Source organism: Nitrosospira multiformis, assembly GCF_003050865.1.
In the GTDB taxonomy this organism is placed as follows: Bacteria; Pseudomonadota; Gammaproteobacteria; order Burkholderiales; family Nitrosomonadaceae; genus Nitrosospira; species Nitrosospira multiformis_E.
On sequence record NZ_QAOK01000014.1, the window covers coordinates 54003 to 77023 of the forward strand.

The following is a 23021-nucleotide window of genomic DNA, read 5'->3' on the forward strand; positions in this document are numbered from 1 at the left end:
GGACTTTGCAGGTTATAAGGTGATATGCGAAGCGTGCGCAACGGTAGACATATCCTTGTCGCCACGCCCCGACAAGTTCACCAGCAACAGCTTATCAGGAGTGAGCGCAGATGCGAGCTGGGCTGCATAAGCCAGTGCATGGCTGGATTCGAGCGCCGGAATGATCCCTTCGTAATGGCACAGTGCATGGAATGCTTCCAGAGCCTGCTCATCGGTTATTCCGATATATTCAGCACGGCCGCTGTCCTTGAGCCAGGCATGCTCCGGTCCTACGCCAGGATAATCCAGGCCTGCCGAAATGGAATGTGTTTCAACGATCTGCCCATTCTCGTCCTGGATCAGGTAAGTACGATTGCCGTGCAACACGCCCGGCCGTCCCTTCGTCAGGGTGGCGGCATGCTGATCCGTCTCCACTCCGTGTCCGGCCGCTTCCACTCCGATCATCCGGATGCTGCTGTCAAGATAGGGATAAAAAAGCCCAATGGCATTTGAGCCGCCACCTACGCAGGCGATCAGGGCATCGGGCTGCCGTCCATAATCCTCCTGCATCTGGATTATTGCCTCGCGCCCGATAATAGCCTGGAAATCACGTACCATCATGGGATAGGGATGAGGTCCGGCCACAGTACCGATGATGTAAAAAGTATCCGCAACATTGGTCACCCAGTCGCGCATGGCCTCGTTCAAGGCATCCTTCAGCGTGCGTGAACCGGATTCGACCGGTATGACCTCCGCACCCAGAAGCTTCATCCGGTAAACATTGGCGGCCTGGCGCTCCACATCGACCGATCCCATGTATATGACACACTCCATCCCATAACGGGCTGCAACCGTAGCCGTGGCAACACCATGCTGGCCAGCGCCGGTCTCGGCTATTACCCGCGATTTGCCCATTCGCCTGGCCAGTAGCGCCTGTCCCATCGCATTATTGATTTTGTGTGCGCCCGTATGGTTCAGGTCTTCGCGCTTGAGCAGGATCTGGGCGCCCCCCAGATGCGCCGACCATCGTTTTGCATGATAAATGGGAGTGGGGCGTCCCACATAATGCTTGAGTTCATGGGCGAATTCTCCCTGAAAGTCAGCATCGCTGCGATAGCGCTCGTACTGTATGCGCAAATCCTCCAGGGCCGAGATCAGCGTTTCCGCGACAAAGATACCGCCGTACGGACCAAAGTGACCGTGACTATCCGGAAGATCATAGACTTTCACTGATTCCAACTCCTCGCATGAATGCTGCAATTTTTTCCGAATCCTTAATGCCCTTCGCGGCTTCCACCCCACTGGACACATCTACTGCCCATGGACGCGCCTGCTGGATCGCGCTCGTAATGTTGCCTGCGTGTAATCCACCCGAAAGAATCAGCGGCAGCGGCAGATTGCGCGGAATCAGGTTCCAGTCGAACGCCTCTCCGGTCCCCCCGGGTTCGCCTTCCACATACGTATCCAGCAGCAAACCGATAGCTCCTGCATAAAGGGATGCGTATTGTAGCAAATCCAGCCCCGCCCTGACTCTTACCGCCTTTATATAGGGAAGTGAAAATTGCCGGCAGAACTCGGGGCTTTCGCTGCCGTGAAATTGCAGCAGGTTCAGGCCAGCAACCGAGATGCTTTCGTCCACCCACCCTGCCTCAGGGTCGACATAGACACCCACTGAAGTAACGAATGGCGGCAACGCGGACACGATTCCGCGGACTCCGGCCGGTGAAATATAACGCGCGCTCCGCTCCCAGAAGACAAAGCCCACAGCATTCGCTCCGAGATGCACTGCCGCAAGCGCATCTTCCACTCGGGTTATACCGCAAACTTTTACTCGAATCGACATATATCCCTGACTTCCGGTTTTGCTGCCGAAACCCGGTTTCCGCCACTCGTCGCCCATGATGGGACGACAGCCAGCCTAGTCGTGCCCGGCATTATTGCGGCAAGAGAGGGTTCGACAAAAGGCGGGAGCTTCCACCTCATGTCATAGGCAACTCCTGCCAAGTATAACCCGGAAGCGGAAAAAGTCGGCGCAGCTTCGCTGCGCTTCCCGTTTTCAAGCAGTTTCCCTATCCAGTCAGGACGAAACTTACCTTTGCCCACATAGACCAGGCAACCGACGATATTACGTACCATGTGGTGCAAAAATGCATTGGCGCGCAACTCAAACACAACAATATTTCCCACTCGCGTAACTTCCAGTTTTGTCACGGTGCGCACGGGGGATTTGGCCTGGCATTCAGCAGCGCGAAAGGCGCTGAAATCGTGTTCGCCCACCATCATCTGAGCCGCCGTTTGCATCGATTCGAGATGGAGCGGCTGATGAAACCAGCCGACTTTGTGTTGATGAAGTCCCGGCCGCACCGGATGGTTCAGCAACAGATAGAGGTAGCAGCGCTCGATCGCACAGTAGCGGGCATGAAAATCATCCGCTGTTCGGGAGGCCCATAGCATGGCAATGCTGTCGGGCAGCAGTGCGTTTGTACCCCGCACCCACGCACTCATGGGTCGTTCCGCCCGAGTATCGAAATGCAGCACCTGGTAGATAGCATGGACTCCTGCATCAGTTCTCCCTGCCGTGACTACTCGAATGGGCTCGCCCGCAATTTCCGATAAGGCCGCTTCCACAGCATCCTGCACGGTATTTCCCCTTGGCTGGCTTTGCCAGCCGCAGAAATTGGTGCCGTCATACTCCAGCACCATTGCGATTCTCACGGTAAAGCTACCATCGTGATTTTGGTGATACTTGTACCGGACCTGCCCAGGGAATTTTTAAACACGTTTCGGGAAACGGAAGTAGTGACGTATAAACAGACGCTTTCCAGCGCAACAGTGAGGTGCTGATTGACTAGTTCGCCATCGGCCATCGCTTCCCCACAAGATTCCTGCAGGGATCTTACGCTTTCCTGCTACAGAACGAGTGCCCACGGCAATGGTCCCCATTCTTTCTCCCTTTCTTCTGTTTTGGAAGATTGTTTTCTGTGCCACTCGGCCGTATGCATCCTCACTTCCTGATTGGCTTCCCCTATCGTTATCATATTGATTTCACTGCTGTCGGGTATTCTCAGGACGAACCCGGCCTTGAGTTGATGCATGTTGTTGTCAGTAAATGCCTCGCGGTTTGCGTGAAACAGTGCAACCAGCGCCTGATTGAAGCTTGCTTCAGGAGGAAGCGCGATATTTTTTGCGATTCCTGACAGCGTATCGCCTGGTTTTACGGGACCATAGGTCCGATAGGACGGGTTTGACGCAGTTGCTCCTGGAAGGAGCCTGGCTTGTCCTGACGAGACACTATCGTGCGCTATGGCTGGATCTGTTTTACCATCTGCAGGGTAGCAATGCGATGGCGGCTGAGCTGACTCATTTTCCCGGGACAATGCACCTGTTTCGGCAAGGGGTAGCAAGGCTGTATATTCACGCAATAAACGCCCTGATGCCCAGTTCAGCTCAATCAGGATATTCAGGAACGGTTCGTCAACGGGTTGCGGAGAAACAATCCGGATATAAGGCTGACCATCTGGATGGATTTCAATGGTGGTTCTGAACGTGGATAAAAGCGGAGAATAATCGACATTTACCTTGCGGAAGACATCATGTGATGCAAGGTGAGCATTCAGGGAAGATTTCTCTTCTGTTGTTACCGTCACCAGATCGATTTCTGCCTGGAACGGCTGCCCTTGCACAGAATTGACAGTGAGCCTTCCCAGACCTGCTGCATGACTGGCTTCCACCGACATCACAGCGGCCAGAAATGAAAAAAACAGACTGCACTTAAACCTCGGCTTCTGCACGGCAATATACTCTCAGGGAGGAATGCCCTATCCCTTGACGAAGATCGGGAGCCCGATCAGACATGGGCTGCAGGCATGCAAGACGTGCACCCGGGTTTCGTTCAAGAAGAAAGCGGGCTGCCATCGAACGATAGGCAATCTCAATCGGGCGATTGCGAAAAAATGAGTCTCGAAAAGGCGCAAGGGAAGCTCCAGAAGATGGAAACCAGGCAACACGATGTCTTGGTCGACCGTGCGCCTTTGCCGCTTCTATCGGTTCTCAGGCCGCCACCAGGATTCTGAGCATTCTGCGCAGCGGCTCGGCTGCACCCCAGAGCAACTGGTCTCCCACAGTGAATGCAGAAAGATACTCGCCGCCCATGGCAAGCTTGCGCAATCGGCCAACCGGTATTGTCAGCTTGCCGGTAACCGCAGCAGGAGTCAACTCTTTCAATGTATGCTCCCGCTCATTGGGAACGACCCTTACCCAACTGTTCGAAGCGGCAAGCACGTCTTCAACTTCATCCAGAGGAACATCCTTCTTCAGCTTCACGGTCAGCGCCTGGCTATGGCACCGCATGGCGCCTACACGAACACAGATACCATCCACGGGAACCGTTCGTTCACTACGCCCCAGTATCTTGTTCGTCTCGGATTGTCCCTTCCATTCTTCCCGTGTCTGCCCATTGCCCAAATCCCTGTCTATCCAGGGGATAAGACTGCCCGCAAGCGGCACCCCGAAATTCTCGGTTGGAAAATTTTCATCACGAAGTGTTCCCGCCACCTCACGGTCGATATCGAGTATGCCGGCCGCAGGGTCATCCAGCAGATTTTTCGCCACGCGATGCGCTTCGCCCATTTGCAGAAGCAATTCCCGCATATTCTGCGCGCCGGCCCCGGAAGCTGCCTGATAAGTCATAGCACTCATCCACTCCACCAGCTCTTCTTTGAAGAGCCCGTTCATGGCCATCAGCATCAGGCTGACAGTGCAATTGCCCCCGATATAGTTTTTTATCCCATCGTGCAGCGCCTGCTCGATAACAGGCATGTTGACCGGGTCCAGTATGATGACAGCATCATCTTTCATCCGCAGCGTGGAGGCTGCATCGATCCAGTAACCCTGCCAGCCAGCTTCCCGCAGCCGGGGAAAAATCGCGCCGGTATAATCCCCTCCCTGGCAGGAAACCAGGACATCCATTGACCTGAGCTCGTTTATATCATTCGCGTCCTTCAGGGGCGGAGCTTCCTGGCCGATATCCGGTGCTTTGCCGCCCTTCTGCGAAGTGGAGAAGAAAGTTGGTTCCACCAATGCAAAATCATTTTCTTCCCGCATGCGTTGCATGAGAACCGACCCTACCATGCCCCGCCAACCGATAAAACCGACTCGTTTCATTGATATCTCTCTTTTGGAAGAAATCCTGGTTTGATTCAACCGCAGGATGTGAAGTGCCGTATCTACAAACTTGCCAGAACCGCATCACCCATTGCTGCGGTTCCGGTTCTCATCTTTCCTGGCTCGTAAATATCCGCAGTCCGATATCCATCAGCCAGCACCTTTTTCACTGCCCGTTCGATTCGGGATGCCTCCTCCTCCAGATCGAAGGTATAGCGCAACATCATCGCGACCGAGAGTACGGTTGCCAGAGGATTTGCCATATCCTTGCCGGCAATATCCGGAGCGGAACCATGTATGGGTTCGTAAAGCCCCTTATTCCGCTCATCGAGCGATGCCGAAGGCAGCATGCCTATCGAGCCGGTCAGCATGGATGCCTCATCCGAGAGGATGTCGCCGAACATGTTGCCTGTCACAACCACATCGAACTGCCTTGGATTTCGTACAAGCTGCATGGCCGCATTGTCCACCAGCATGTGCGAAAGCTCCACGTCGGGATATTCACCCGCCGTTTCGGTCACCACGTCGCGCCACAGCTGGGTTGATTCCAGTACGTTCATCTTGTCGACAGAGCACAGCCTGCGACTACGCTTGCGCGCTGCCTGGAAAGCCACCCGCGCTATTCTCCGGATCTCTGCTTCGCTGTAAATCATGGTATTGTAGCCGATGCGCTGACCATTCCGTAATTCAATACCACGCGGCTCGCCAAAGTAAATATCCCCGGTCAACTCGCGCACAATCAGGATATCGAGTCCGGACACCACCTCGGGCTTCAGCGTGGAAGCATCGACAAGTTCAGGATAAAGTACCGCGGGCCGGAGATTGGCAAACAGGTTCAAGGCCTTCCGTATCCCAAGAAGGCCTTGCTCCGGCCTGAGTTGCCGGGGCAGCGCGTCATACCGGGGACCGCCCACTGCCCCCAGGATTACGGCATCTGCCTCATTCACCAATCTGCGCGTTACCTCGGGAAAAGGCTCGCCCGCTGCATCTACCGCGCACCCGCCCAGCAACCCCTGTTCCAGTTCCAGCTTCAATCCATCGCTTCTCAGCGTTTCCAGCACGCGCACAGCCTGCGCGACAATTTCCGGACCGATACCATCTCCGGCCAGAATTGCTATTTTCATAAAATCCTTTTAAAGGGGAAAGTCTGTCAGGCGAACAGCCACGGCTGTTCTACGCGGCGTCTTTCTTCGAACGCCCGGATTTTGTCCGCATGCTGCAACGTGAGGCCGATTTCGTCCAGACCATTCAGAAGACTATGCTTGCGGAAAGAATCGATATCGAAAGAGAAAGATTCTCCGGCGGGAGTAGTTACCGATTGCTGCTCCAGATTGACGAGCAATCGGTACCCTTCGGTGGCCTCGACCTCGCGGAACAGTTGATCCACCTGTGAGGTGTCGAGCACGATGGGAAGCAAACCTATTTTGAAGCAGTTGTTGAAAAAAATATCGGCAAAACTGGGGGCAATGATTACCTCAAAGCCGTAATCCTGCAATGCCCAGGGAGCATGTTCCCGGCTGGATCCGCAACCGAAATTGGCGCGTGCAAGAAGTATCCGGGCACCGCGGTAACGCGGCAGGTTAAGCACAAAGTCGGGGTTGAGTTTACGGGTGGCAGGATCAATGCCCGGTTCGCCATGATCCAGGTATCGCCATTCATCGAAGAGGTTTTGGCCGAAACCGGATCTCTTGATGGATTTTAGAAACTGTTTGGGAATGATGGCGTCAGTATCGATATTGGCCCGATCCAGCGGCGCCACCAATCCCTCGCATGAATGAAACTTTTTCACTGCTGATTACCGTTTTGCAATTATTTTGCAGATTTTTCCAGGGCTTCTCCGCCGCTTTGAACGTCTTTGCCCACACCCTGAATGGTGTGGCAGGCAGACAGGCCAAAAGCAGCGATCAAGGCAACCATTACTGTCAGCATTCTCATCACAACTCCCTGTAGTAGTATCAAAAAACCGTTATTGTTATAAGCGGATTCTAATATATTTCCCTTACATCCACAAAATGTCCCGCGACGGCGGCAGCCGCGGCCATTGCAGGACTCACCAGGTGAGTACGCCCCGCGGGACCCTGCCTGCCTTCAAAGTTACGATTGGAAGTGGAAGCGCAGCGTTCGCCGGGCTCCAGCCTGTCGTCATTCATTGCGAGGCACATCGAGCAACCTGGTTCGCGCCATTCAAATCCCGCATCGCGGAATACCCTGTCGAGCCCCTCCTGTTCTGCCTGATGCTTGACCAGGCCGGATCCCGGCACGACCATCGCAAGCTTGATGCTCTTCGCAATACGACGGCCCCTTACCACCTCGGCGGCGGCCCGCAAATCCTCTATGCGCGCATTCGTGCAGGAGCCGATGAATATCTTGTCGGGGCGAATTTCACTGATCGGAGTGTTTGGGGCCAGCGCCATATATTTGAGCGCCCGCTCCATGTCGTGACGCTTCACGGCGTCCGCGATTTCTGCCGGATCAGGCACCTTTCCATCCACTGTCGTAACCATTTCCGGAGAAGTTCCCCAGGTTACCTGTGGCTTGATCGAGGTTGCGTCCAGTTGCATAACCTTATCGAAATTCGCACCCTCGTCACTCTTCAGGGTACGCCAATAGGCAACCGCTTTTCCCCATAGATTGCCTTCAGGCGCAAAGGGACGGCCCCGGAGATATTCAATGGTAACGTCATCCACCGCCACCATTCCCGCACGCGCACCCGCCTCGATCGCCATGTTGCAGAGCGTCATGCGCCCTTCCATCGACAGTCCACGAATCGCGCTGCCTGCAAACTCGATTGCATAGCCTGTACCCCCGGCAGTACCAATCCTGCCAATAACGGCAAGCGCAATGTCCTTGGCGGTAATGCCATGACCCAGGTTACCCTCTACCACGATCTGCATCGTTTTTGATTTCTTTGCCAGCAAGCACTGTGTCGCCAGCACATGCTCCACCTCCGAAGTACCTATGCCAAAAGCAAGGCAGGCAAAAGCGCCATGCGTGCTGGTATGCGAGTCGCCACAAACCACTGTCATCCCTGGCAAGGTGGCGCCCTGCTCCGGTCCGATGACATGCACGATACCCTGGCGCCGATCGTTCATCCTGAATTCGGTGATACCCAATTCCTCGCAATTCTGATCGAGCGTTTCCACTTGCAGGCGAGATACCGGATCGCTGATGCCATGATCCCGCCCGGTGGTCGGCACATTGTGGTCTGCTACCGCCAGAATGGAATTGAGGCGCCACGGCTTGCGTCCGGCCAGCTTCAACCCTTCGAACGCCTGGGGGCTGGTCACCTCGTGTACGAGGTGGCGATCGATATATAGCAGCGCCATGCCTTCCGGATCATCGGATTCTTCGTGCACCACATGGCTTTGCCAGAGTTTGTCGTATAACGTTTGCATTTTTGTGGGAAATGGGGATAACGGCTTCAAATCTCAATATTTCATTATCCCATAATGAAATATCAAGGAACAGCAAGAGTGAGGCAATTGTCACGCGAACCGGTCGATGTCCATCTTCCAGACTACCAGCCCCAAGCCGAGCAACACGGCCATCGCACTGATCGTAAAAGTGAGCCCTGCCCCCAGCCAATCCCACGAGTAACCGCTGAATATGCCGCCAATGGTGCCACCGAGCCCGAATGTGAGGCTGGTGTAGAGGGCTTGCCCTTTCGCCTGGTGGCGCCCACCGAAGAGCCGGTGCACCACCATCATGGCCGTGGCGTGATGCGCCCCGTAGGTTGCGGCATGCAGCACCTGTGCAGACAATATGACAAACGGCCATTCCACGCCCCAGCCTATCATCAGGAAGCGTGCTATGGCACAACCGAAACTGAACACCATGATCTGTTTCATGCGGAATCGGCGCATCAACTGCGGCATCAGGAAAAATATGCCGATCTCACAGATAACCCCTGTGGCCCACAGCCAGCCTACGAGACTTTTGCTGTATCCGTACTCGACAAGATAAATCGAGTAAAAGGTGTAGTAGGGGCCATGCGCAAACACCATCAACAGGCACGCTGCAAAAAAAGCCAGTACTTCCGGCCGTCGGAATATTTGTGGAATGGAATGCCCGGTGGCAGGATGCGTTACTGCCCTGACTTCAGGAATGAGGCGTGAAAAAAAGACAATACCGAGCTTGAAGCCAAGGACGGCCCATAGCAGCGAGCTGATGCCGGTTGCATCCAGCAGATAACCGACGCCGGTTACCGCCAGAATGAATCCTACCGAGCCCCAGACCCGGATGAGTCCGTATTTTGTGATGCTTTCTCCAAGATATGAAAGCGTCGTAGCTTCGATCAACGGCAGGGAAGCACTCCAGAAAAAGCTCAGCAGGGCCATGACCACAAACAGCCAGCCATAAGAGTCGCCGAGAAAAACGCCACAGTAGCTGATCAATCCTGCGATTGCAGCCGATCGTACAATGAGCATGCGTTTGCCGATGTGATCTGCAAGCCAGCCCCAGGCAGCCGGGGCAAAGATGCGAGTGACATGCAGCAGGGACATGAGCACACCGATCTGAAAGGAAGCGAAGGAAAGGGATTTGAGGTAAAGAGTCCAATAAGGAGCAAAGGCGCCAATAAAGGCAAAATGGAAGAAATAGAAGCCGGAAAGACGCCAATAGGGGATGGATTGCATTTATGCGAGTTTACAGGCTATTTGACAGATCATTTAATCAGCCTGTAAAGCGTTATGCGGTTTAAAGCACAATGTTCCGCACCTGTTGGCCGCATGAGGAGGTCAAGCAGTATGCAACCCCCATAAAACAAGGGGTGCAGGATAATCCTGCACCCCTTGTTCACCTGACACTACCTAATAAGTCTTTACTTGTGAGTGTGAAAGGTGTCGTCGGTTTTATCTTTCACGTGGTCAGCGCCGACCGGTGCAACCGGAATGATCCTTTCATTGTTTCGATGGGCAGAGGTCGTATAGTCTTTCTTGGATGTGGTTTCGTAGCTTGTATCCATGTAAGACTTCGTTCCATAGTAGGAATTGATGGTGTTCTGCCAGGATGGATCCGCCATGTCCGGCCAGTCATCCTTATCGAATCCCGGCGCGGAGTCGAGGCGGTCCTTCTCCACATTGAGGATGAAGCGCTTATTCTCCGTATCGAGCGTCAGCGCGCTCCAAGGCACAGCGAAGAGCTTATCCCCCATTCCCAGAAATCCACCGAAAGACAGCACGGCATAAGCGATTTTGCCGTTGTTCATGTCGAGCATGATTTCCTTGATGTCGCCAAGATCTTCGTCCTTGGTGTTGTATACATCCTCGCCAATAAGGGTGTCCGCCCCCATCAGACGGGGCCCCGGTCCCTTCCCTTCCTCCTTACCATACTTCTTGTACATGCCGTAGGTATCGCGATCTGTATAAGCCATGATTATCTCCTATGAAAGTATGAAATTAGTAATTCTTAAAGGCTACTGCTTGAACTTCCTGTAAGAACCTCTCTTCATTCACCCTCACCGCTTCAATCCGGGTTCTGCCGCTTTCTGCCAGTGTGCCGGTCCTTCCTCGAAGCGCTTCAGACATGTACAGGATGCTTCAACCGGGAAAGAGGGTCAGTACGGTATCGAACAAAAACAGACTTTTCCCACATATCGCCCGCAATTCACCTCATTCAGAATTTATATGTCTGAAAGCGTACAGAATGCACCCTCTCTCTTTAGGGAAAATTTGCAACAGGAACCAGTCATCGATAAGGGATAAGGAATAAAGGAATGCAGAAATTGGCCTGTTCATATGAAAGCATACGAAAGGAAAGATATCCCTTCCAATCGAAATGAGTATCGTCACGATAGATAAATGTCCATAGATAAATAATCATGCTGAAAACACTTGATCGACCTGTCGTATTGTCGCCATTGCCGACATGGCTTCAACGATATCGTGAAATTCGCAGGCAGACGTTGAAACTCGTTGAAACACTTGGGCCGGATGATCAGATGGTCCAGTCCATGGCCGACGCGAGCCCGTCCAAATGGCATCTCGCCCACACCACGTGGTTCTTCGAGGAATTCATCCTCGCGCAGCATTTTCAGGGTTACGCCCGCTTCAATGATCGATTCAGCTTCCTCTTCAACTCCTACTACAAACGGCTGGGAGGGCATCCCCATCGCTCTATTCGGGGTACGTTTTCCCGTCCCACTCTCGACCAGATTCGCCTTTACCGTGCCTATGTAGACAATGCCATGGACAAATTTCTTGCAAGCGAAGCTTCAGAGGAAGCTTTACGATTGCTTGAACTGGGATTGAATCATGAGCAGCAACACCAGGAATTGATCGTCACAGATATCAAACACGCCTTCTGGACCAATCCCCTGCGGCCCAGTTACCTGGGGGGACAAATGCGTACTGTCGCAACGACTGCGACAGCCGCTGCGCCGTTGAAATGGTGTCGTTTTGAAGAAGGCATCTACCAGGTAGGGCACGATACAGAAGGTTTTGCCTTTGATAACGAATTACCCCGGCATCCCACCTATTTGAGCGCCTTTCGCATTGCCTCCCGTCTTGTAACGAACGAGGAATACCTGGAATTCATGGCCGACGGAGGTTATCGGCGGCCGGAATTATGGCTGTCGGATGCCTGGGACCATGTTTGCGAGAAGCAATGGACGGCGCCACTCTATTGGGAACAGACCGGGGATGGATGGACTCAATTTACCTGCCGCGGAAGCGTGCCGGTCAACCCAAGTGAACCGGTATGCCACGTAAGCTTCTATGAAGCGGATGCTTTTGCGCGCTGGACGGGTGCCCGGCTGCCGACGGAATCCGAATGGGAAGTTGCTGCACGGTCGAACAGATGTTCTGACAACAATTCTCCAAACCTGCTTGAAAGCGGAATTTTTCATCCCGCGCCAGCCGTTTATTGGGCATCACAACAGACAAGCATCCAACAGATGCTGGGTGATGTGTGGGAGTGGACCTCAAGTCCTTATTCCGCCTATGCCGGTTACCGTCCGCCAGCAGGGGCAGAAGGTGAATATAACGGGAAATTCATGTGTAACCAGATGGTCCTGCGCGGCGGTTCCTGCGTTACGCCTCGATCTCATATACGAAAGTCATACCGTAATTTCTTTCTGCCACAGAAGCGCTGGCAGTTCTCCGGAATACGCCTGGCTCATGACAGTAACGACAGGATTTCATGATTATTACATCGAAACACCTCCACCGGAAATTTACTCCTGCTCCTCTCCCTTCCATTGCCGAGGATGTGCTGGAAGGCTTTTCTCGCACACCCAAGAGCCTGCCGCCAAAGCTCCTTTATGATGCTGCCGGCTCCGCCTTGTTTGAGCAGATTACCTGTTTGCCGGAATATTATCCTACGAGAACAGAAGCGGGGATATTGACGGCACATGCGGAGGAGATATGCAGCCATCTTCGCCGCAATGTCTCTGTCAGCGAGCTTGGCGCAGGAACCGCAACCAAGACCCGCATTCTGTTGCGTTCTCTCGTGCAGCGGCAATTCGGCGTGAATTACTTTCCGCTCGATGTCTCCGATGCCGCCTTGAAGTTAGCCAAGGATGAGGTGGAAAGCGAATTGGGCACGGTGAAAGTTCACCCGCAGGTGGGCGATTTCGACAACCTGACATTTCTTGAACATCAGACCCCGCCACGCCTTGTTCTTTATATTGGCTCCAGTATCGGGAACCTGGAAAACGATGAAGCGATAGCCTTGCTGCAAAACATTGCTCGGAATTTGTCCACCGGAGATAAGTTGCTTCTTGGCGCAGATCTCGTGAAGGATGCCGAAGTCATGCATGCGGCGTATGACGATGACGCGGGAGTGACCGCTTCATTCAATAAAAACCTTCTTGTACGGATCAACCGGGAACTGGGGGGGCACTTCGACCCCGAATCGTTTTGCCATATCTCATTCTGGAATGAGGCAGAATCGCGCATCGAACTGCATCTTGAAAGCGCCTGTCGGCAATCAGTAAGAATTGATGCACTTGATATGACATTGCAGTTCGATCAGGGTGAGCGGATTCACACGGAAAACAGTTACAAATACACCGTTGAGCATCTCGAAAACCTGCTCCGATCCGGCGGCTTCCGGGTCGAGCATACCTGGACAGATCCTGATTCCTGGTTTGCGGTCAGCCTTGGCGTGATAACATAAAAACTGCTCAGATTTCTGATCCGATTGGTGTGATTTCGATTCCGGCGCGATTTCCATTTCCGAGTTGCAACTCGCAGCACTCGGGTAACCCGTCCATTCGCTGTATCAGTATCAAAGACGGGCCAAACAGTGAAATCACGGGAAGACAAATGCGTTCAAATAAAAAATCTGTGCCGGGGAATCGAGAATGAGGAGTATGAATGTTTGAGTGGCTGACAAGCCCGGAAGCATGGGTTGCATTGGTGACGTTGACGACGTTGGAAATCGTTCTGGGTATCGACAACATTATCTTCATCTCAATACTGGTAGGACGTCTTCCCGAAGCCCAGCGAAATTTTGCCAGAAGGATGGGCCTTGGTCTCGCGATGCTGAGCCGGCTTGCGCTATTGTTCTCGATCTCCTGGGTAATGAGCTTGACCAAACCCTGGTTTGCAATTTTCGGCAATTCCATTTCAGGGCGCGATGTCGTCCTGATCGGGGGAGGACTATTTCTCCTGTTCAAGGCAACCCATGAAATACATAACAGTTTGGAAGGTACGGACAATAGCAGCAAGAACATCTCCGTCACGAGCGTAGGCATGGTCCTGCTACAGATTGCCATCCTCGATATTGTGTTCTCGCTGGATTCCGTCATAACGGCTGTTGGCCTGGTCGACCACATTACATTGATGGCTATTGCCATTATTCTCGCAGTTCTGGTCATGCTACTGGCAGCCAAACCAATAGGAGATTTTGTAGAGAAGCATCCAACAATCAAAATCCTTGCCCTTTCCTTCCTGATACTGGTCGGCGTTACCCTCATCGTCGAGGGTTTCGACGTCCATGTTCCGAAAGGCTACATCTACTTTGCTATGGCATTCTCGGTCACTGTGGAATTTCTCAACCTTCGACTACGCAAGAAAACGGTGGAGCCGGTCAGGTTGCACCGGCACATAGACAACGTCGATTGAGGGCAGGACTTGGCCTTGGCCTTGGCCTTGGCCTTGGCCTTGGCCTTGGCCTTGGCCTTCCGCCAGCATACCAGCTGAATCTTCATGCGCATGCTTGACTGGCAAAACGGCCAGCCATATTCCGCCCGCTTCGGTGACGTCTATTTCTCAAGAGACTCGGGACTCGAAGAAAAACAGTACGTCTTCCTGCAAGGCAATCGGCTGGCTGAGCGTTTCACCTTGTTGCCGAAGGGCAGCGCCCTTTCCATTGGAGAAACGGGATTCGGCACAGGACTGAGCTTTCTGTGCGCCTGGCAGCTATTCGATAAAGTTGCACCCCTTCGGACCAGCCTTGATTTCTTCAGTGTTGAAAAATATCCGTTCGATGAAGAAGAACTGAGCGCAGCGCTCGCGCTTTGGCCCGAACTGCGCCCATACGCCGATGAACTCATGCTGCGCTGGCGGCGACGGGTACCCGGATGGAATCGATGGAGTTTTGCCGGGGGAAGAGTACGTCTCACGCTGGTAATAGATGACGTAACCAAGGCGCTGCCTGAAACGCATGGCATCGATGCGTGGTTTCTTGACGGCTTTTCACCCGGGCGAAATCCAGAAATGTGGACACAGCAGATTTTCCACTGGATTACGTGCGCGTCGCGAGCAGGGGCAACCTTTGCGACCTATACCTGTGCCGGTGTTGTGCGTCGCGGTTTGGAGCAAGCAGGGTTTCAGGTCAGAAAAATATCTGGCTTTGGCCGTAAGCGTGAAATGCTGCAAGGCGAGCTTCCTGGCGCACCTCCCGTTCGACCTGCTCCCTCCACCGCGATCGTTATCGGAGGGGGAGTAGCGGGATGTACCGCTGCCTCGGCGCTGACCAACCGTGGACTTGTAGTTGAACTTCTGGAATCACAGACCCTTGGCGCGGGCGCATCAGGCAATCCAATTGGCATACTGCATGCCCGCCTGAGTGCAGGAATGAATGTCCTGCACCGCTTTGTGCTGGCATCCTACGGACATGCGCTCGCCTTGCTTGACGAAAAACTACCCGTTGATGATGTCATGCGAAGTGAATGCGGGGAGCTGCAGTTGTCCTTCTCCGCCGAAGAAGCAAGACGGATCGAGAAGCTTGCGGCCCTCGACTGGCCGTCGCATGTATTCCGACCAGTAGATGCGGTTGAAGCATCGGCCCTAGCGGGAATTGAGCTTTCATACGGCGGCCTCTGGTTCCCCGGTAGCGGCTGGCTTGCTCCGCCTCAACTTTGTGCAGCATTGCTTGGCAGTCAGGCTATCACCCTCTATACCGGTCGCACAGTAAAATCACTTACCCCAACAAGTCACGGCTGGCGTGTGCAGGCAGAAGATCGGAGGAAGCAAGCGTGGTCTCTGGAGGCCGAGATAGTTGTTGTTTGCACTGGGTACCAGGTGAAATCGCTTCCAGCGTTGGCAAACCTGCCGCTAACCCCGGTACGGGGGCAGCTTACCTTGATTCCTGCAACACCCGCAAGCCAGAATCTCCGCACCATCGTATGCGGCAGCGGCTATCTCGCCCCTGCTGTTGCAGGACGGCATGTGGTGGGAGCAACCCATCGTTTCAACGATACATCGATTAACTTGAATGTATCGGAGCATGCCGAAAACTTATCCAGGCTGCGCGAAATTTCTCCCGTGCTCCACAGGCTGAGTGACGATGTAACTCAAGATACCAGGCAGCTTGAGCAACTGGATGGGCGCACCTCTATCAGAGGGTCTGTTCCAGGCGCCATGCCGCTCGTCGGCGAACTTTTGCCCGGACTGTATACCAGCCTCGGTCATGGAACGCGTGGGTTGATTACTGCGGGACTTTCGGCCGAATCGGTTGCGGCAATCGCGTGCGGGCAATTGCTGCCGTTGCCATTGTCTGTTGTCAATGCGCTCTCGCCTGCCCGGAGGATTTCTCCCGCTGCTCCGGTTTCAGTCAAGGAATAGGGTGTACTAGAGTCCAATGGGCAACGTAGCTGAAAACCAGTAGAATACGTGCATCTCTCTCGGATGATTCCCTTTACATCGCTCTTGACGTAGTTTGCTCTGGACAGGAAACCGATCCGGGGCTGTTCTATCCGTTGGCAGAGAGAGCAAGTTTAGAACGCTGGCAGGAACGCTCTTACAGAGGAGTCTTATGAACGCAAAACCCAAGCCCGAGCCGCTAAGAGGCCCGAAGCCCAATCCTCAGACAACACAGTCACCCATACCGATCAGCTGCTGGACGAGCGCTGCCATCGGCATTAGTACCTACATATTCGAAGAATCGGAGGAAGCTCTGCGTCAATCCGGCCTGGTACCCGATTGGCTCGGTTATCCTGCAGATCCGGGTCACGGTGTGGCCGTGCCTGCTCATCCCGACTTCCCTAACTACCTGAAGCTCCTGAGGCTGAAAAGCGGCCAGTTACGTCTCATAATCGACGTCCGTGCCGTATTGAAAGCAGACGGTCAATTTCAGCGTTTTCTCGGCGGCCTGACAGCCGACATCAATCTTTCCCTCGTCAGGAGGGAATCTGCCTGATCAAAGAGCGGATTTGTGTGGCAAGCGATTCCTCGATCCGCTCTTCAATATCATCAATCAGATAGATGATGACGCTCCTTTACATCCAAAAATAGGAGCAGTGAACTCGTATCGCCGTGGTAATGCTGGCCGCATGGAGATTTCCGACCAGTAAACCGGACTTGCCCTTAACGAAGAGGGATTAATAGCCTCCCGACCCCGAGCTCTGACCTGAAGTGCTTGATCCTTGAGAGGAACTGGACCCCATACCCGTTGCGCGGCCGGTTGACTTGGACCCCTGGCCCCTGGTGTAGCCTTGAGAGCGCCAATAGTCGCTTGCTTGGTCTTTCCCGTAAACGTAGCTATCCTCGTCAGAGGTTGTACTACCTTGGCCCTTTTGCTTGGTCGCTGAACCTGCCTTGCCAGAGGAGGATTGTCCTGCTTTTGATTTGTTCTGGTCAGAGTCACCTTGGGCTTGAGCAACGGCAACTGAGCCGAACATTATGCCGGTGATCAATGCCAGCGCAGCATGTGTCAAAGTGGAAGCATATTTCTGTTTCATATTGCACCCCGTCTTATTTCAGCAAAATTGCCTGCTTGAATAATAATCCATTCCAGAATCTGTTCCGTACGGTGGCGTACGAAGGGTTTTCCATTCCTCTTATCATTGTTATTGTGTTAAGGGGTCTTGCTATCTATTTTTAATTGGCACATCCTCTTCAGCAATAATTGAGCACGTAACGCACAAGTTACTCAAGCGAATTCTTTCGCCATGTAGTCACGAGATCGAGAATATGAGAGGCTGAGCGAGTCAAGAAGGAGACTCGCATGAAGAAGAATTCGAACCCGCTCACCCTCCAGTGGCATGCGGGTGAACCTTGCAATGGGGATCGATCATCAGCCACTCGTAATCCGGCTCATCAATCAGAACTTCCTGAAGCGCCTCTCTCATCAAATACTTCATCAGGTTTCGGTCCTCGGGACGGCGTTTCAAAGCACAAGTAACGCGGCCATAAACGCAACGCACCCCTGCCAGATCAGGAGTGAAGTGTGGAAAGGACGCCCTCTACTTTCATAAAAAGCGTATTAAACTGGCTCCGCGCACACAATATATCCGTTTGCGCGCCGAGCCATAAAAATACTCAAAGCACCGATCATGATAAGCGCGAGGACGGTAGGCTCCGGAACTGTGCCGGCGGGCAATTGAGCTGGTGTAGGATCAAAATATGTCTGATTCGTCAGCCCCTGGTTACCCACGTTCAGATACCCGGATGCAACAAGCTGCGAAGAGGAACTGTTTTTTAACCAATTCATGGTCCAGCTCGCACCCTGCATGTTGAGTTCGTAAGTTTTTTCGTTGACCACAAAATCTTTCACGAACAAAAACCCGCTGAATACCCCGTTCTCGAACTGTATGGACGGCCCTCCTAAAATACCCGCGTCTCCAAATTCAAACTCCAGTGGGGTACTCCCAAATTCCATACCGAAGATAGTACTGTTTGATGCGCCGGCAACTGCTGCGAGTGCAATGGGCACGGTGCCAGTACCGCTCCCGGGTATAAGACTTTGATCGAATAACACGTTGCCGCTAACGCTGCCGGCGGCACAGCCGCTGCATGTACTGGTTTGCTGCAAGCCCAGGCTGTTAGCCAATCCGCCCGTGGCGAGAATCCCGCCGGAGAAATCGGCAGTCATATAAATTGGTGCTGCCTGACTAGCCGATACAGCCGCCGCAAAAATTCCGGATACAATTGTGCTGTGAAGAAATTTATTCACACTCCCCCCTGAACATTGAAAAGAAAACAATAGAATCGGACGCCATCTTACCTAAGGCACCCCATATCGCTATTGGACTTAAGTACATCCTGGACTTTGGTACAGGGGACCAGACGTGCGTCTCAGCTCTATCAAACCAGAGCCGGAAGGTGATCAAGGTGCTGACGGAGGTATGCGATTAACTCTCAGGAAAGGATGGCGGCATCATGGTTGCATTCCAGCACGAGAGCGTCACAGTCACTCAGGACCGCTTCGATATGGGGAGTCGAGCAACCTGTATCAGTCAATACGCCCAGTCGCAGCGAACCGTTTCCAAACACGAATTGCGCAGGCTCCTGTGCATCATGCGGGACCGGGTAAGGCTTTACCTCAATGTCCCCGATGGAAAAACGCTGGTAACCCTCTATGATATTGACTTCTAGATAAAGGGCAACGCGTACCTCGAACTGCTGCTGTTTCTATTCGAGTGCTTTGTTTTTCTTTGCAAAACAGTTCCCTTCGCCGACTGCTCACCGGTTTCAGTGGATGATGGGATACCGCATCCTATACAAACGATCCCTGTGGTTCTGGGAACAGGAGTAGCCCTCAGCTGCAGAGTCCCTGGAGCACGAGAAAGGGAATATTACGACGCGCTGCTCCGCGCTCCAAGATCGGCGAGTTGATAGATGCGGCTAAAGAGCGTGCGAAAGTGATTCATGCAACATTCCCGCCCTGGCAATCTTGAAAAGAAAAATCGCCTAGTGCGATAACACATGGGCGATTGATTGTCCTACTTGAATTGGCGCGCCCGGCAGGATTCGAACCCACTACCCCTTGGTTCGTCGCCTATTGGCTTATACTATATTTTTACTTTTATTATCAATACCTTATAAGACGTGATTTGTACTATAGAATTTTCTTTCAGTCCATCTTATGTCTTTGATTTATAAAGATTCAGTTCTCGGGAATAGTACAGCAAAAACGCTGTCTTAGCACCTTCCCAATGTCATTTACCCTATATCGAATAAATGAAGAAAGTTGACACGCAAACGCAGCGGGCTTATTCTGTGCTCGCCGCTGGGGTCCCAGCGGTCGGGCTTGGACTCCCGAATGGAAGAGCGGCGATAAGCCGCAGTGCGTCATGCCGTGCGGCTTTTTTCATGCCTGGGTAAGCTCTCTATGGGCGGCCCTGGCGGGGAGCCGAAAGGCTCGCCGGTGCTCTTCCCGGTAGTCCAACCCGTCTTGTGCCGCCCACCACGTTTGGACTCGTGGAGCGGTAAAACGCCTATGAAGAGAAAACATCATGAAAAAACCCAAAAGCGCGTCCGCGCAAAAAGTTTCCCCCGTTTTGAAATGCAGGAAAGGTGACTTGGCCATCCGCCTTGATAAGAGATTCCCAAGCCAGATAGTTGAAGTTGCGGAGTATCGCCCCACGGTAAAGTGGCCTAGCGGCTTCGCGATGTTTGATGTATGGAAGGTTCTGCACCCGACTTACGAGGCCGGTTATAGTTATTTTTGCGAGGATAAATATCTTCTGCCCATTCCCCCAGACGATCTCGAAGAAACCGAAACAGAAGAATTCGTGTGCGAGAAGGAGGGCGAGCAATGAACGAACTCATTAAAGTTGAGAGTCGCTCAATAGGGGGCAAATCAATCCAAACAATTAATGCCCGTGAGTTGCATCAATTCTTAAACGTAGCGACGCGCTTCAATGATTGGATAGGTTCTCGAATCGAGCAATACGGATTCATCCCAAATCAAGACTTTGTGACTTTTACTGAAAATCCAGTAAAAGGTCGTCCGATCATTGAATACACAATCACCCTCGACATGGCCAAGGAACTCTCCATGGTCGAACGCAACGAGAAGGGTAAGCAGGCACGCCGATACTTCATCGAGTGCGAACGGCAGCTCTTGGCCAAGCCCTCGGTCCCGGCTTTACCCCGGCCAAGTGACGATCTTCCATCGGCACTACGCAGCGCGATCAACCGGCGGGCCTGGACACTCTCTCACGCGGCCTATGAGGAATATCGACAGCGTATGTTGAAGGACAAAATGATCCTGAGCGGTCGCCAGCATCCGGAAGATTGGAAACCGCTGGAAACTCGGCAGGACGCCCTGGAGCATGTCGAAGGAATGGCCAGCTTGCTGGAGACGTATTCGAATGTGATACGCGAGCGAGGGCGCCGTTTGCCCAGCTGATCGGGGAGGATTACGATCTCGCGGTTGCGAAGTTGAGGCGGCCTAATTAAGCGATAAAGCTGAAGCGGCCGGAGATTCTCCGGCCGTATTACTTGGCATTTGTGATAGGCAAACTCTACAATAGACTTCCAATACCTCGCCTACCCGTACTTATGCGAACCAATATCGAGCGATTCAAAAAAGACCTGAGCAAACTGATTGATGATGGACATCTTCTTCAAATGGCCATACAACATGAATGCCTTCCTACTGAGTTAGAAGCGGTAGTAAGGGAAAGTTTGGGCGAGAAGACCGAAGAATATATAAAAAATCTCCCCTCATTTAAGGCTGAATACCAGACTTGGTATTCTAAATCGATTTCACTTCTTCGCCAGTTGCTTCCAGATCGGCTTGAGGATTTCAAGAGACATTATGAAAAACCTAAATCTCGGAGGGAGATTACGGTTGAAAGTTATCGAATAGAGGATTATCTGCAAGGAATTAGTATTACTAGACGGTTGGAGGGAATAACTGTTGTTGGGCTTGAGGCCGCCATACCGCATTTCAACCAGCAAATTGCGATTATAAAAGCAGCTAGTGCTCGATTTGATAGTTCACTTTTTGAGATTCGACAGCTTGTACAGGCAGATCTCTTCGATACAGAGCTCGAAGCCGCTGAGAGCCTTCTAAAATATAAGTTTACTCGTGCGGCGGGCGCATTGGCGGGAGTGGTTTTGGAAGGTCATCTTTCTCAAATTTGCTCAGATAGATTGTTAACCCCACCAAAAAAGAATCCTGGTATTTCCGATTTCAATGACATCCTGAAATCGGCGGAGGCGATAGATATACCACAGTGGCGTTTTATCCAACATCTCGCGGATATTAGAAATCTCTGCGACCATAGTAGAAAACCGGAACCCACAGAGCAGCAGGTAAAAGACTTAATAGATGGGGTTAAGAAAATAATCAAAACTGTTTTCTAGCGCGTACTGTCCGCTTCTATTCGTTCCTCTCAATCTCCCACCCTTCCCGTATCTCCTGAATCCCTATTGCCCACTCCCTGCACTCGTCCCGTTTGACAAGGGAGCGCGATGGAGATTAGCAGCAGCGTATTGGCACTAATCTCTGCTTCCTGATTTCTGGCGCCATGCCACAAACCCAATCAGGCCCAAGCCAGCAAGCATCAAGGCATAGGTTTCGGGCTCGGGAATAAGTCCTGCAGCAATGACTTGTCCATGGTTATTAATGCCCATTGCGCTAGTTAGAGTCCACCCTTCGGGCAAATCAACCACAAAATTGAGATCCATCATCCCCATCCCATCGGGGCCCGTGATGAAAGCATGGGAACCACCTCCTACTATGTCAGAATATCCCACCACCTGCCCCGCATCATTGATACTATCGGCGTAGCTACTTCTACCACCCAAAGTGCCAAGGTCTCTCATCCCCACTCCATCAGGGCCGGTGATGAAGGCATGATCCTCCCCATTTTCTGTATTAGACCATCCCACAACCTGCCCGGCATCGTTAATATCGCGCCCTTCGCTCCTGCCCCCGCCTAACGAGCCAAGATATCTAATCCCCATGCCACCAAGGTCGGTGATGAAAGCATGGATAGTGTATTCATCCATCCCAGACCGTCCCACCACCTGCCCGGCATCATTGATAGCATAAGCCGCGCTCCTATCATCAGCCCCACCTAACGTGCCAAGATCTCTCATGCCTTCTCCATTGGGACCAGTGATAAAGGCATGGAATTTGTTTTCAGGAGTAGGGAAAACTCCCACAACCTGCCCTGCACTATTGATGCCATAAGCAGAGCTAAAGATGCCAACAGCAGAGCCAAAGGGGTCTTTAGCTAGGGTGCGAAGGTCCGTCATGTCCATCCCATCGGGACCGGTAATGAAAGCGTATCCAGAGCCTTCCTTCCAAGCCCATCCCACTACCTGACCGGCCCCATTGATGCCATAGGCAAGGGCATAATCACCGCCCAAGGTGCCAAGGTCTCTCATATTCGCACCATCGGGGCTGGTGATGAAGGCCCTCCGATTCCCACTGGAGTTAAAGTAAGAGCCTACCACCTCACCAGCACGGCTGATGTCCTCCGGAATGATGTTACCAATAGAAGGATAAGGGCCAAAGCTGTCAAGGTGGGTTACTGTCCTGCTGTTAAGATCGACAAGGAAGGCGCGTTGTCCCGTCAGGATAGGGGGGGCTTTTTGGGCGGAGACATGAGTAATATGGCCGAAGCCACTAATTATGACGGTGAAAAAGATAAAGCTGCGGAAATTGAAGCAATGGTTGATTATCATTGTATGCTCCAAGGAAAGGATTAAAAGATTAAGGGGCTGAAGGATTCACCTCTCAGACTAGCTATAACA

General features: G+C 52.7%; 21 protein-coding genes and 2 pseudogenes. 8 read left to right on the forward strand and 15 right to left on the reverse strand.

Annotated features, from left to right (window positions below; all coding sequences use genetic code 11):
* Nucleotides 1-12 precede the first annotated feature (12 nt).
* From trpB to C8R21_RS08925, 11 genes are all read right to left on the reverse strand, one after another.
* Entirely contained in the window at nucleotides 13-1209 is a 1197-nt protein-coding gene (gene trpB / locus C8R21_RS08870) for a tryptophan synthase subunit beta (protein ID WP_107762363.1), read from the reverse strand.
* Nucleotides 1196-1822, reverse strand: a complete 627-nt coding sequence (locus C8R21_RS08875; protein WP_107762364.1) for a phosphoribosylanthranilate isomerase — start codon at nucleotides 1820-1822, stop codon at nucleotides 1196-1198. The genes trpB and C8R21_RS08875 overlap by 14 nt, the downstream gene beginning before the upstream one ends.
* A complete protein-coding gene (gene truA, locus C8R21_RS08880; RefSeq protein WP_107762365.1) occupies nucleotides 1807-2694 on the reverse strand; it encodes a tRNA pseudouridine(38-40) synthase TruA in 888 nt (295 codons plus the stop codon). The genes C8R21_RS08875 and truA overlap by 16 nt, the downstream gene beginning before the upstream one ends.
* 194 nt (nucleotides 2695-2888) lie before the next feature.
* Nucleotides 2889-3716 carry a type IV pilus assembly protein FimV gene (locus tag C8R21_RS08885; protein WP_146162464.1) on the reverse strand — a complete coding sequence of 276 codons (828 nt, stop codon included), beginning with the start codon at nucleotides 3714-3716 and terminating at the stop codon, nucleotides 2889-2891.
* 313 nt (nucleotides 3717-4029) lie between these two features.
* On the reverse strand, nucleotides 4030-5142 hold the full coding sequence (gene asd / locus C8R21_RS08895; RefSeq protein WP_107762367.1) for an aspartate-semialdehyde dehydrogenase: 1113 nt from the start codon (nucleotides 5140-5142) through the stop codon (nucleotides 4030-4032).
* 62 nt (nucleotides 5143-5204) lie between these two features.
* Nucleotides 5205-6266, reverse strand: coding sequence for a 3-isopropylmalate dehydrogenase (gene leuB / locus C8R21_RS08900; protein ID WP_107762368.1), 1062 nt, complete (start codon nucleotides 6264-6266; stop codon nucleotides 5205-5207).
* 26 nt (nucleotides 6267-6292) lie between these two features.
* Nucleotides 6293-6931, reverse strand: coding sequence for a 3-isopropylmalate dehydratase small subunit (gene leuD, locus C8R21_RS08905; protein ID WP_107762369.1), 639 nt, complete (start codon nucleotides 6929-6931; stop codon nucleotides 6293-6295).
* 20 nt (nucleotides 6932-6951) lie between these two features.
* Nucleotides 6952-7077 carry an entericidin A/B family lipoprotein gene (locus C8R21_RS08910; protein ID WP_074972994.1) on the reverse strand — a complete coding sequence of 42 codons (126 nt, stop codon included), beginning with the start codon at nucleotides 7075-7077 and terminating at the stop codon, nucleotides 6952-6954.
* Between the two features lie 50 nt (nucleotides 7078-7127).
* The gene (gene leuC, locus C8R21_RS08915; protein WP_107762370.1) at nucleotides 7128-8537 is read right to left on the reverse strand and encodes a 3-isopropylmalate dehydratase large subunit; all 1410 of its coding nucleotides are present in this window, start codon (nucleotides 8535-8537) and stop codon (nucleotides 7128-7130) included.
* Between the two features lie 90 nt (nucleotides 8538-8627).
* Entirely contained in the window at nucleotides 8628-9776 is a 1149-nt protein-coding gene (locus C8R21_RS08920; protein WP_107762371.1) for an MFS transporter, read from the reverse strand.
* Between the two features lie 185 nt (nucleotides 9777-9961).
* Complete coding sequence (locus tag C8R21_RS08925; RefSeq protein ID WP_074972998.1) at nucleotides 9962-10513, reverse strand: PRC-barrel domain-containing protein; 552 nt, start codon at nucleotides 10511-10513, stop codon at nucleotides 9962-9964.
* 447 nt (nucleotides 10514-10960) lie between these two features.
* Here C8R21_RS08925 and egtB point away from each other — a divergent pair, with 447 nt between their 5' ends.
* The 5 genes from egtB (at nucleotide 10961) to C8R21_RS08950 (ending at nucleotide 16725) form a co-directional block, all read left to right on the forward strand.
* The gene (gene egtB, locus C8R21_RS08930) at nucleotides 10961-12283 is read left to right on the forward strand and encodes an ergothioneine biosynthesis protein EgtB (protein ID WP_181258888.1); all 1323 of its coding nucleotides are present in this window, start codon (nucleotides 10961-10963) and stop codon (nucleotides 12281-12283) included.
* The gene (gene egtD / locus C8R21_RS08935) at nucleotides 12280-13257 is read left to right on the forward strand and encodes an L-histidine N(alpha)-methyltransferase (RefSeq protein WP_107762373.1); all 978 of its coding nucleotides are present in this window, start codon (nucleotides 12280-12282) and stop codon (nucleotides 13255-13257) included. Before egtB ends, egtD begins: the two co-directional genes overlap by 4 nt.
* A gap of 200 nt (nucleotides 13258-13457) precedes the next feature.
* The gene (locus C8R21_RS08940) at nucleotides 13458-14207 is read left to right on the forward strand and encodes a TerC family protein (protein ID WP_074973004.1); all 750 of its coding nucleotides are present in this window, start codon (nucleotides 13458-13460) and stop codon (nucleotides 14205-14207) included.
* Between the two features lie 84 nt (nucleotides 14208-14291).
* Nucleotides 14292-16151, forward strand: coding sequence for a bifunctional tRNA (5-methylaminomethyl-2-thiouridine)(34)-methyltransferase MnmD/FAD-dependent 5-carboxymethylaminomethyl-2-thiouridine(34) oxidoreductase MnmC (mnmC, locus tag C8R21_RS08945; protein ID WP_258192327.1), 1860 nt, complete (start codon nucleotides 14292-14294; stop codon nucleotides 16149-16151).
* 190 nt (nucleotides 16152-16341) lie between these two features.
* Nucleotides 16342-16725, forward strand: a complete 384-nt coding sequence (locus C8R21_RS08950; protein WP_107762374.1) for a hypothetical protein — start codon at nucleotides 16342-16344, stop codon at nucleotides 16723-16725.
* A gap of 835 nt (nucleotides 16726-17560) precedes the next feature.
* Here C8R21_RS08950 and C8R21_RS08960 read toward each other — a convergent pair.
* The 3 genes and pseudogenes from C8R21_RS08960 to C8R21_RS08970 form a co-directional block, all read right to left on the reverse strand.
* Nucleotides 17561-17650 (reverse strand): annotated as a pseudogene (locus tag C8R21_RS08960) (IS5/IS1182 family transposase); the annotation flags it as partial.
* 140 nt (nucleotides 17651-17790) lie between these two features.
* Nucleotides 17791-18480: a PEP-CTERM sorting domain-containing protein gene (locus C8R21_RS08965; RefSeq protein ID WP_107762376.1), complete on the reverse strand. Its 690-nt coding sequence runs from the start codon at nucleotides 18478-18480 to the stop codon at nucleotides 17791-17793.
* Between the two features lie 191 nt (nucleotides 18481-18671).
* A pseudogene (locus C8R21_RS08970) lies at nucleotides 18672-18860 on the reverse strand (MBL fold metallo-hydrolase); the annotation flags it as partial.
* 902 nt (nucleotides 18861-19762) lie between these two features.
* On the opposite strand from C8R21_RS08970, the gene C8R21_RS08975 reads away from it, so the two are divergent.
* From C8R21_RS08975 to C8R21_RS08985, 3 genes are all read left to right on the forward strand, one after another.
* Nucleotides 19763-20068: a hypothetical protein gene (locus C8R21_RS08975; RefSeq protein ID WP_107762377.1), complete on the forward strand. Its 306-nt coding sequence runs from the start codon at nucleotides 19763-19765 to the stop codon at nucleotides 20066-20068.
* Entirely contained in the window at nucleotides 20065-20661 is a 597-nt protein-coding gene (locus C8R21_RS08980) for an antA/AntB antirepressor family protein (protein ID WP_107762378.1), read from the forward strand. Before C8R21_RS08975 ends, C8R21_RS08980 begins: the two co-directional genes overlap by 4 nt.
* A gap of 152 nt (nucleotides 20662-20813) precedes the next feature.
* Entirely contained in the window at nucleotides 20814-21623 is an 810-nt protein-coding gene (locus tag C8R21_RS08985; RefSeq protein ID WP_107762388.1) for a hypothetical protein, read from the forward strand.
* Between the two features lie 135 nt (nucleotides 21624-21758).
* Here the strand turns inward: C8R21_RS08985 and C8R21_RS08990 are convergent, their stop codons facing one another.
* Nucleotides 21759-22952, reverse strand: coding sequence for a PEP-CTERM sorting domain-containing protein (locus C8R21_RS08990; protein ID WP_146162465.1), 1194 nt, complete (start codon nucleotides 22950-22952; stop codon nucleotides 21759-21761).
* Nucleotides 22953-23021 lie beyond the last annotated feature (69 nt).

What these genes read in the sequence shown, in the direction of transcription:
- C8R21_RS08975 (WP_107762377.1), top strand. Translation starts at nt 19,763, where the DNA reads ATGAAAAAACCCAAAAGCGCGTCCGCGCAAAAAGTTTCCCCCGTTTTG.
- egtD (WP_107762373.1), top strand. Translation starts at nt 12,280, where the DNA reads ATGATTATTACATCGAAACACCTCCACCGGAAATTTACTCCTGCTCCT.
- C8R21_RS08875 (WP_107762364.1), bottom strand. Translation starts at nt 1,822, where the DNA reads ATGTCGATTCGAGTAAAAGTTTGCGGTATAACCCGAGTGGAAGATGCG.
- C8R21_RS08925 (WP_074972998.1), bottom strand. Translation starts at nt 10,513, where the DNA reads ATGGCTTATACAGATCGCGATACCTACGGCATGTACAAGAAGTATGGT.
- egtB (WP_181258888.1), top strand. Translation starts at nt 10,961, where the DNA reads ATGCTGAAAACACTTGATCGACCTGTCGTATTGTCGCCATTGCCGACA.
- mnmC (WP_258192327.1), top strand. Translation starts at nt 14,292, where the DNA reads ATGCGCATGCTTGACTGGCAAAACGGCCAGCCATATTCCGCCCGCTTC.
- C8R21_RS08910 (WP_074972994.1), bottom strand. Translation starts at nt 7,077, where the DNA reads ATGAGAATGCTGACAGTAATGGTTGCCTTGATCGCTGCTTTTGGCCTG.
- leuB (WP_107762368.1), bottom strand. Translation starts at nt 6,266, where the DNA reads ATGAAAATAGCAATTCTGGCCGGAGATGGTATCGGTCCGGAAATTGTC.
- C8R21_RS08950 (WP_107762374.1), top strand. Translation starts at nt 16,342, where the DNA reads ATGAACGCAAAACCCAAGCCCGAGCCGCTAAGAGGCCCGAAGCCCAAT.
- C8R21_RS08980 (WP_107762378.1), top strand. Translation starts at nt 20,065, where the DNA reads ATGAACGAACTCATTAAAGTTGAGAGTCGCTCAATAGGGGGCAAATCA.
- C8R21_RS08885 (WP_146162464.1), bottom strand. Translation starts at nt 3,716, where the DNA reads ATGTCGGTGGAAGCCAGTCATGCAGCAGGTCTGGGAAGGCTCACTGTC.
- C8R21_RS08940 (WP_074973004.1), top strand. Translation starts at nt 13,458, where the DNA reads ATGTTTGAGTGGCTGACAAGCCCGGAAGCATGGGTTGCATTGGTGACG.
- C8R21_RS08985 (WP_107762388.1), top strand. Translation starts at nt 20,814, where the DNA reads ATGCGAACCAATATCGAGCGATTCAAAAAAGACCTGAGCAAACTGATT.
- C8R21_RS08920 (WP_107762371.1), bottom strand. Translation starts at nt 9,776, where the DNA reads ATGCAATCCATCCCCTATTGGCGTCTTTCCGGCTTCTATTTCTTCCAT.
- leuC (WP_107762370.1), bottom strand. Translation starts at nt 8,537, where the DNA reads ATGCAAACGTTATACGACAAACTCTGGCAAAGCCATGTGGTGCACGAA.
- C8R21_RS08990 (WP_146162465.1), bottom strand. Translation starts at nt 22,952, where the DNA reads ATGATAATCAACCATTGCTTCAATTTCCGCAGCTTTATCTTTTTCACC.
- asd (WP_107762367.1), bottom strand. Translation starts at nt 5,142, where the DNA reads ATGAAACGAGTCGGTTTTATCGGTTGGCGGGGCATGGTAGGGTCGGTT.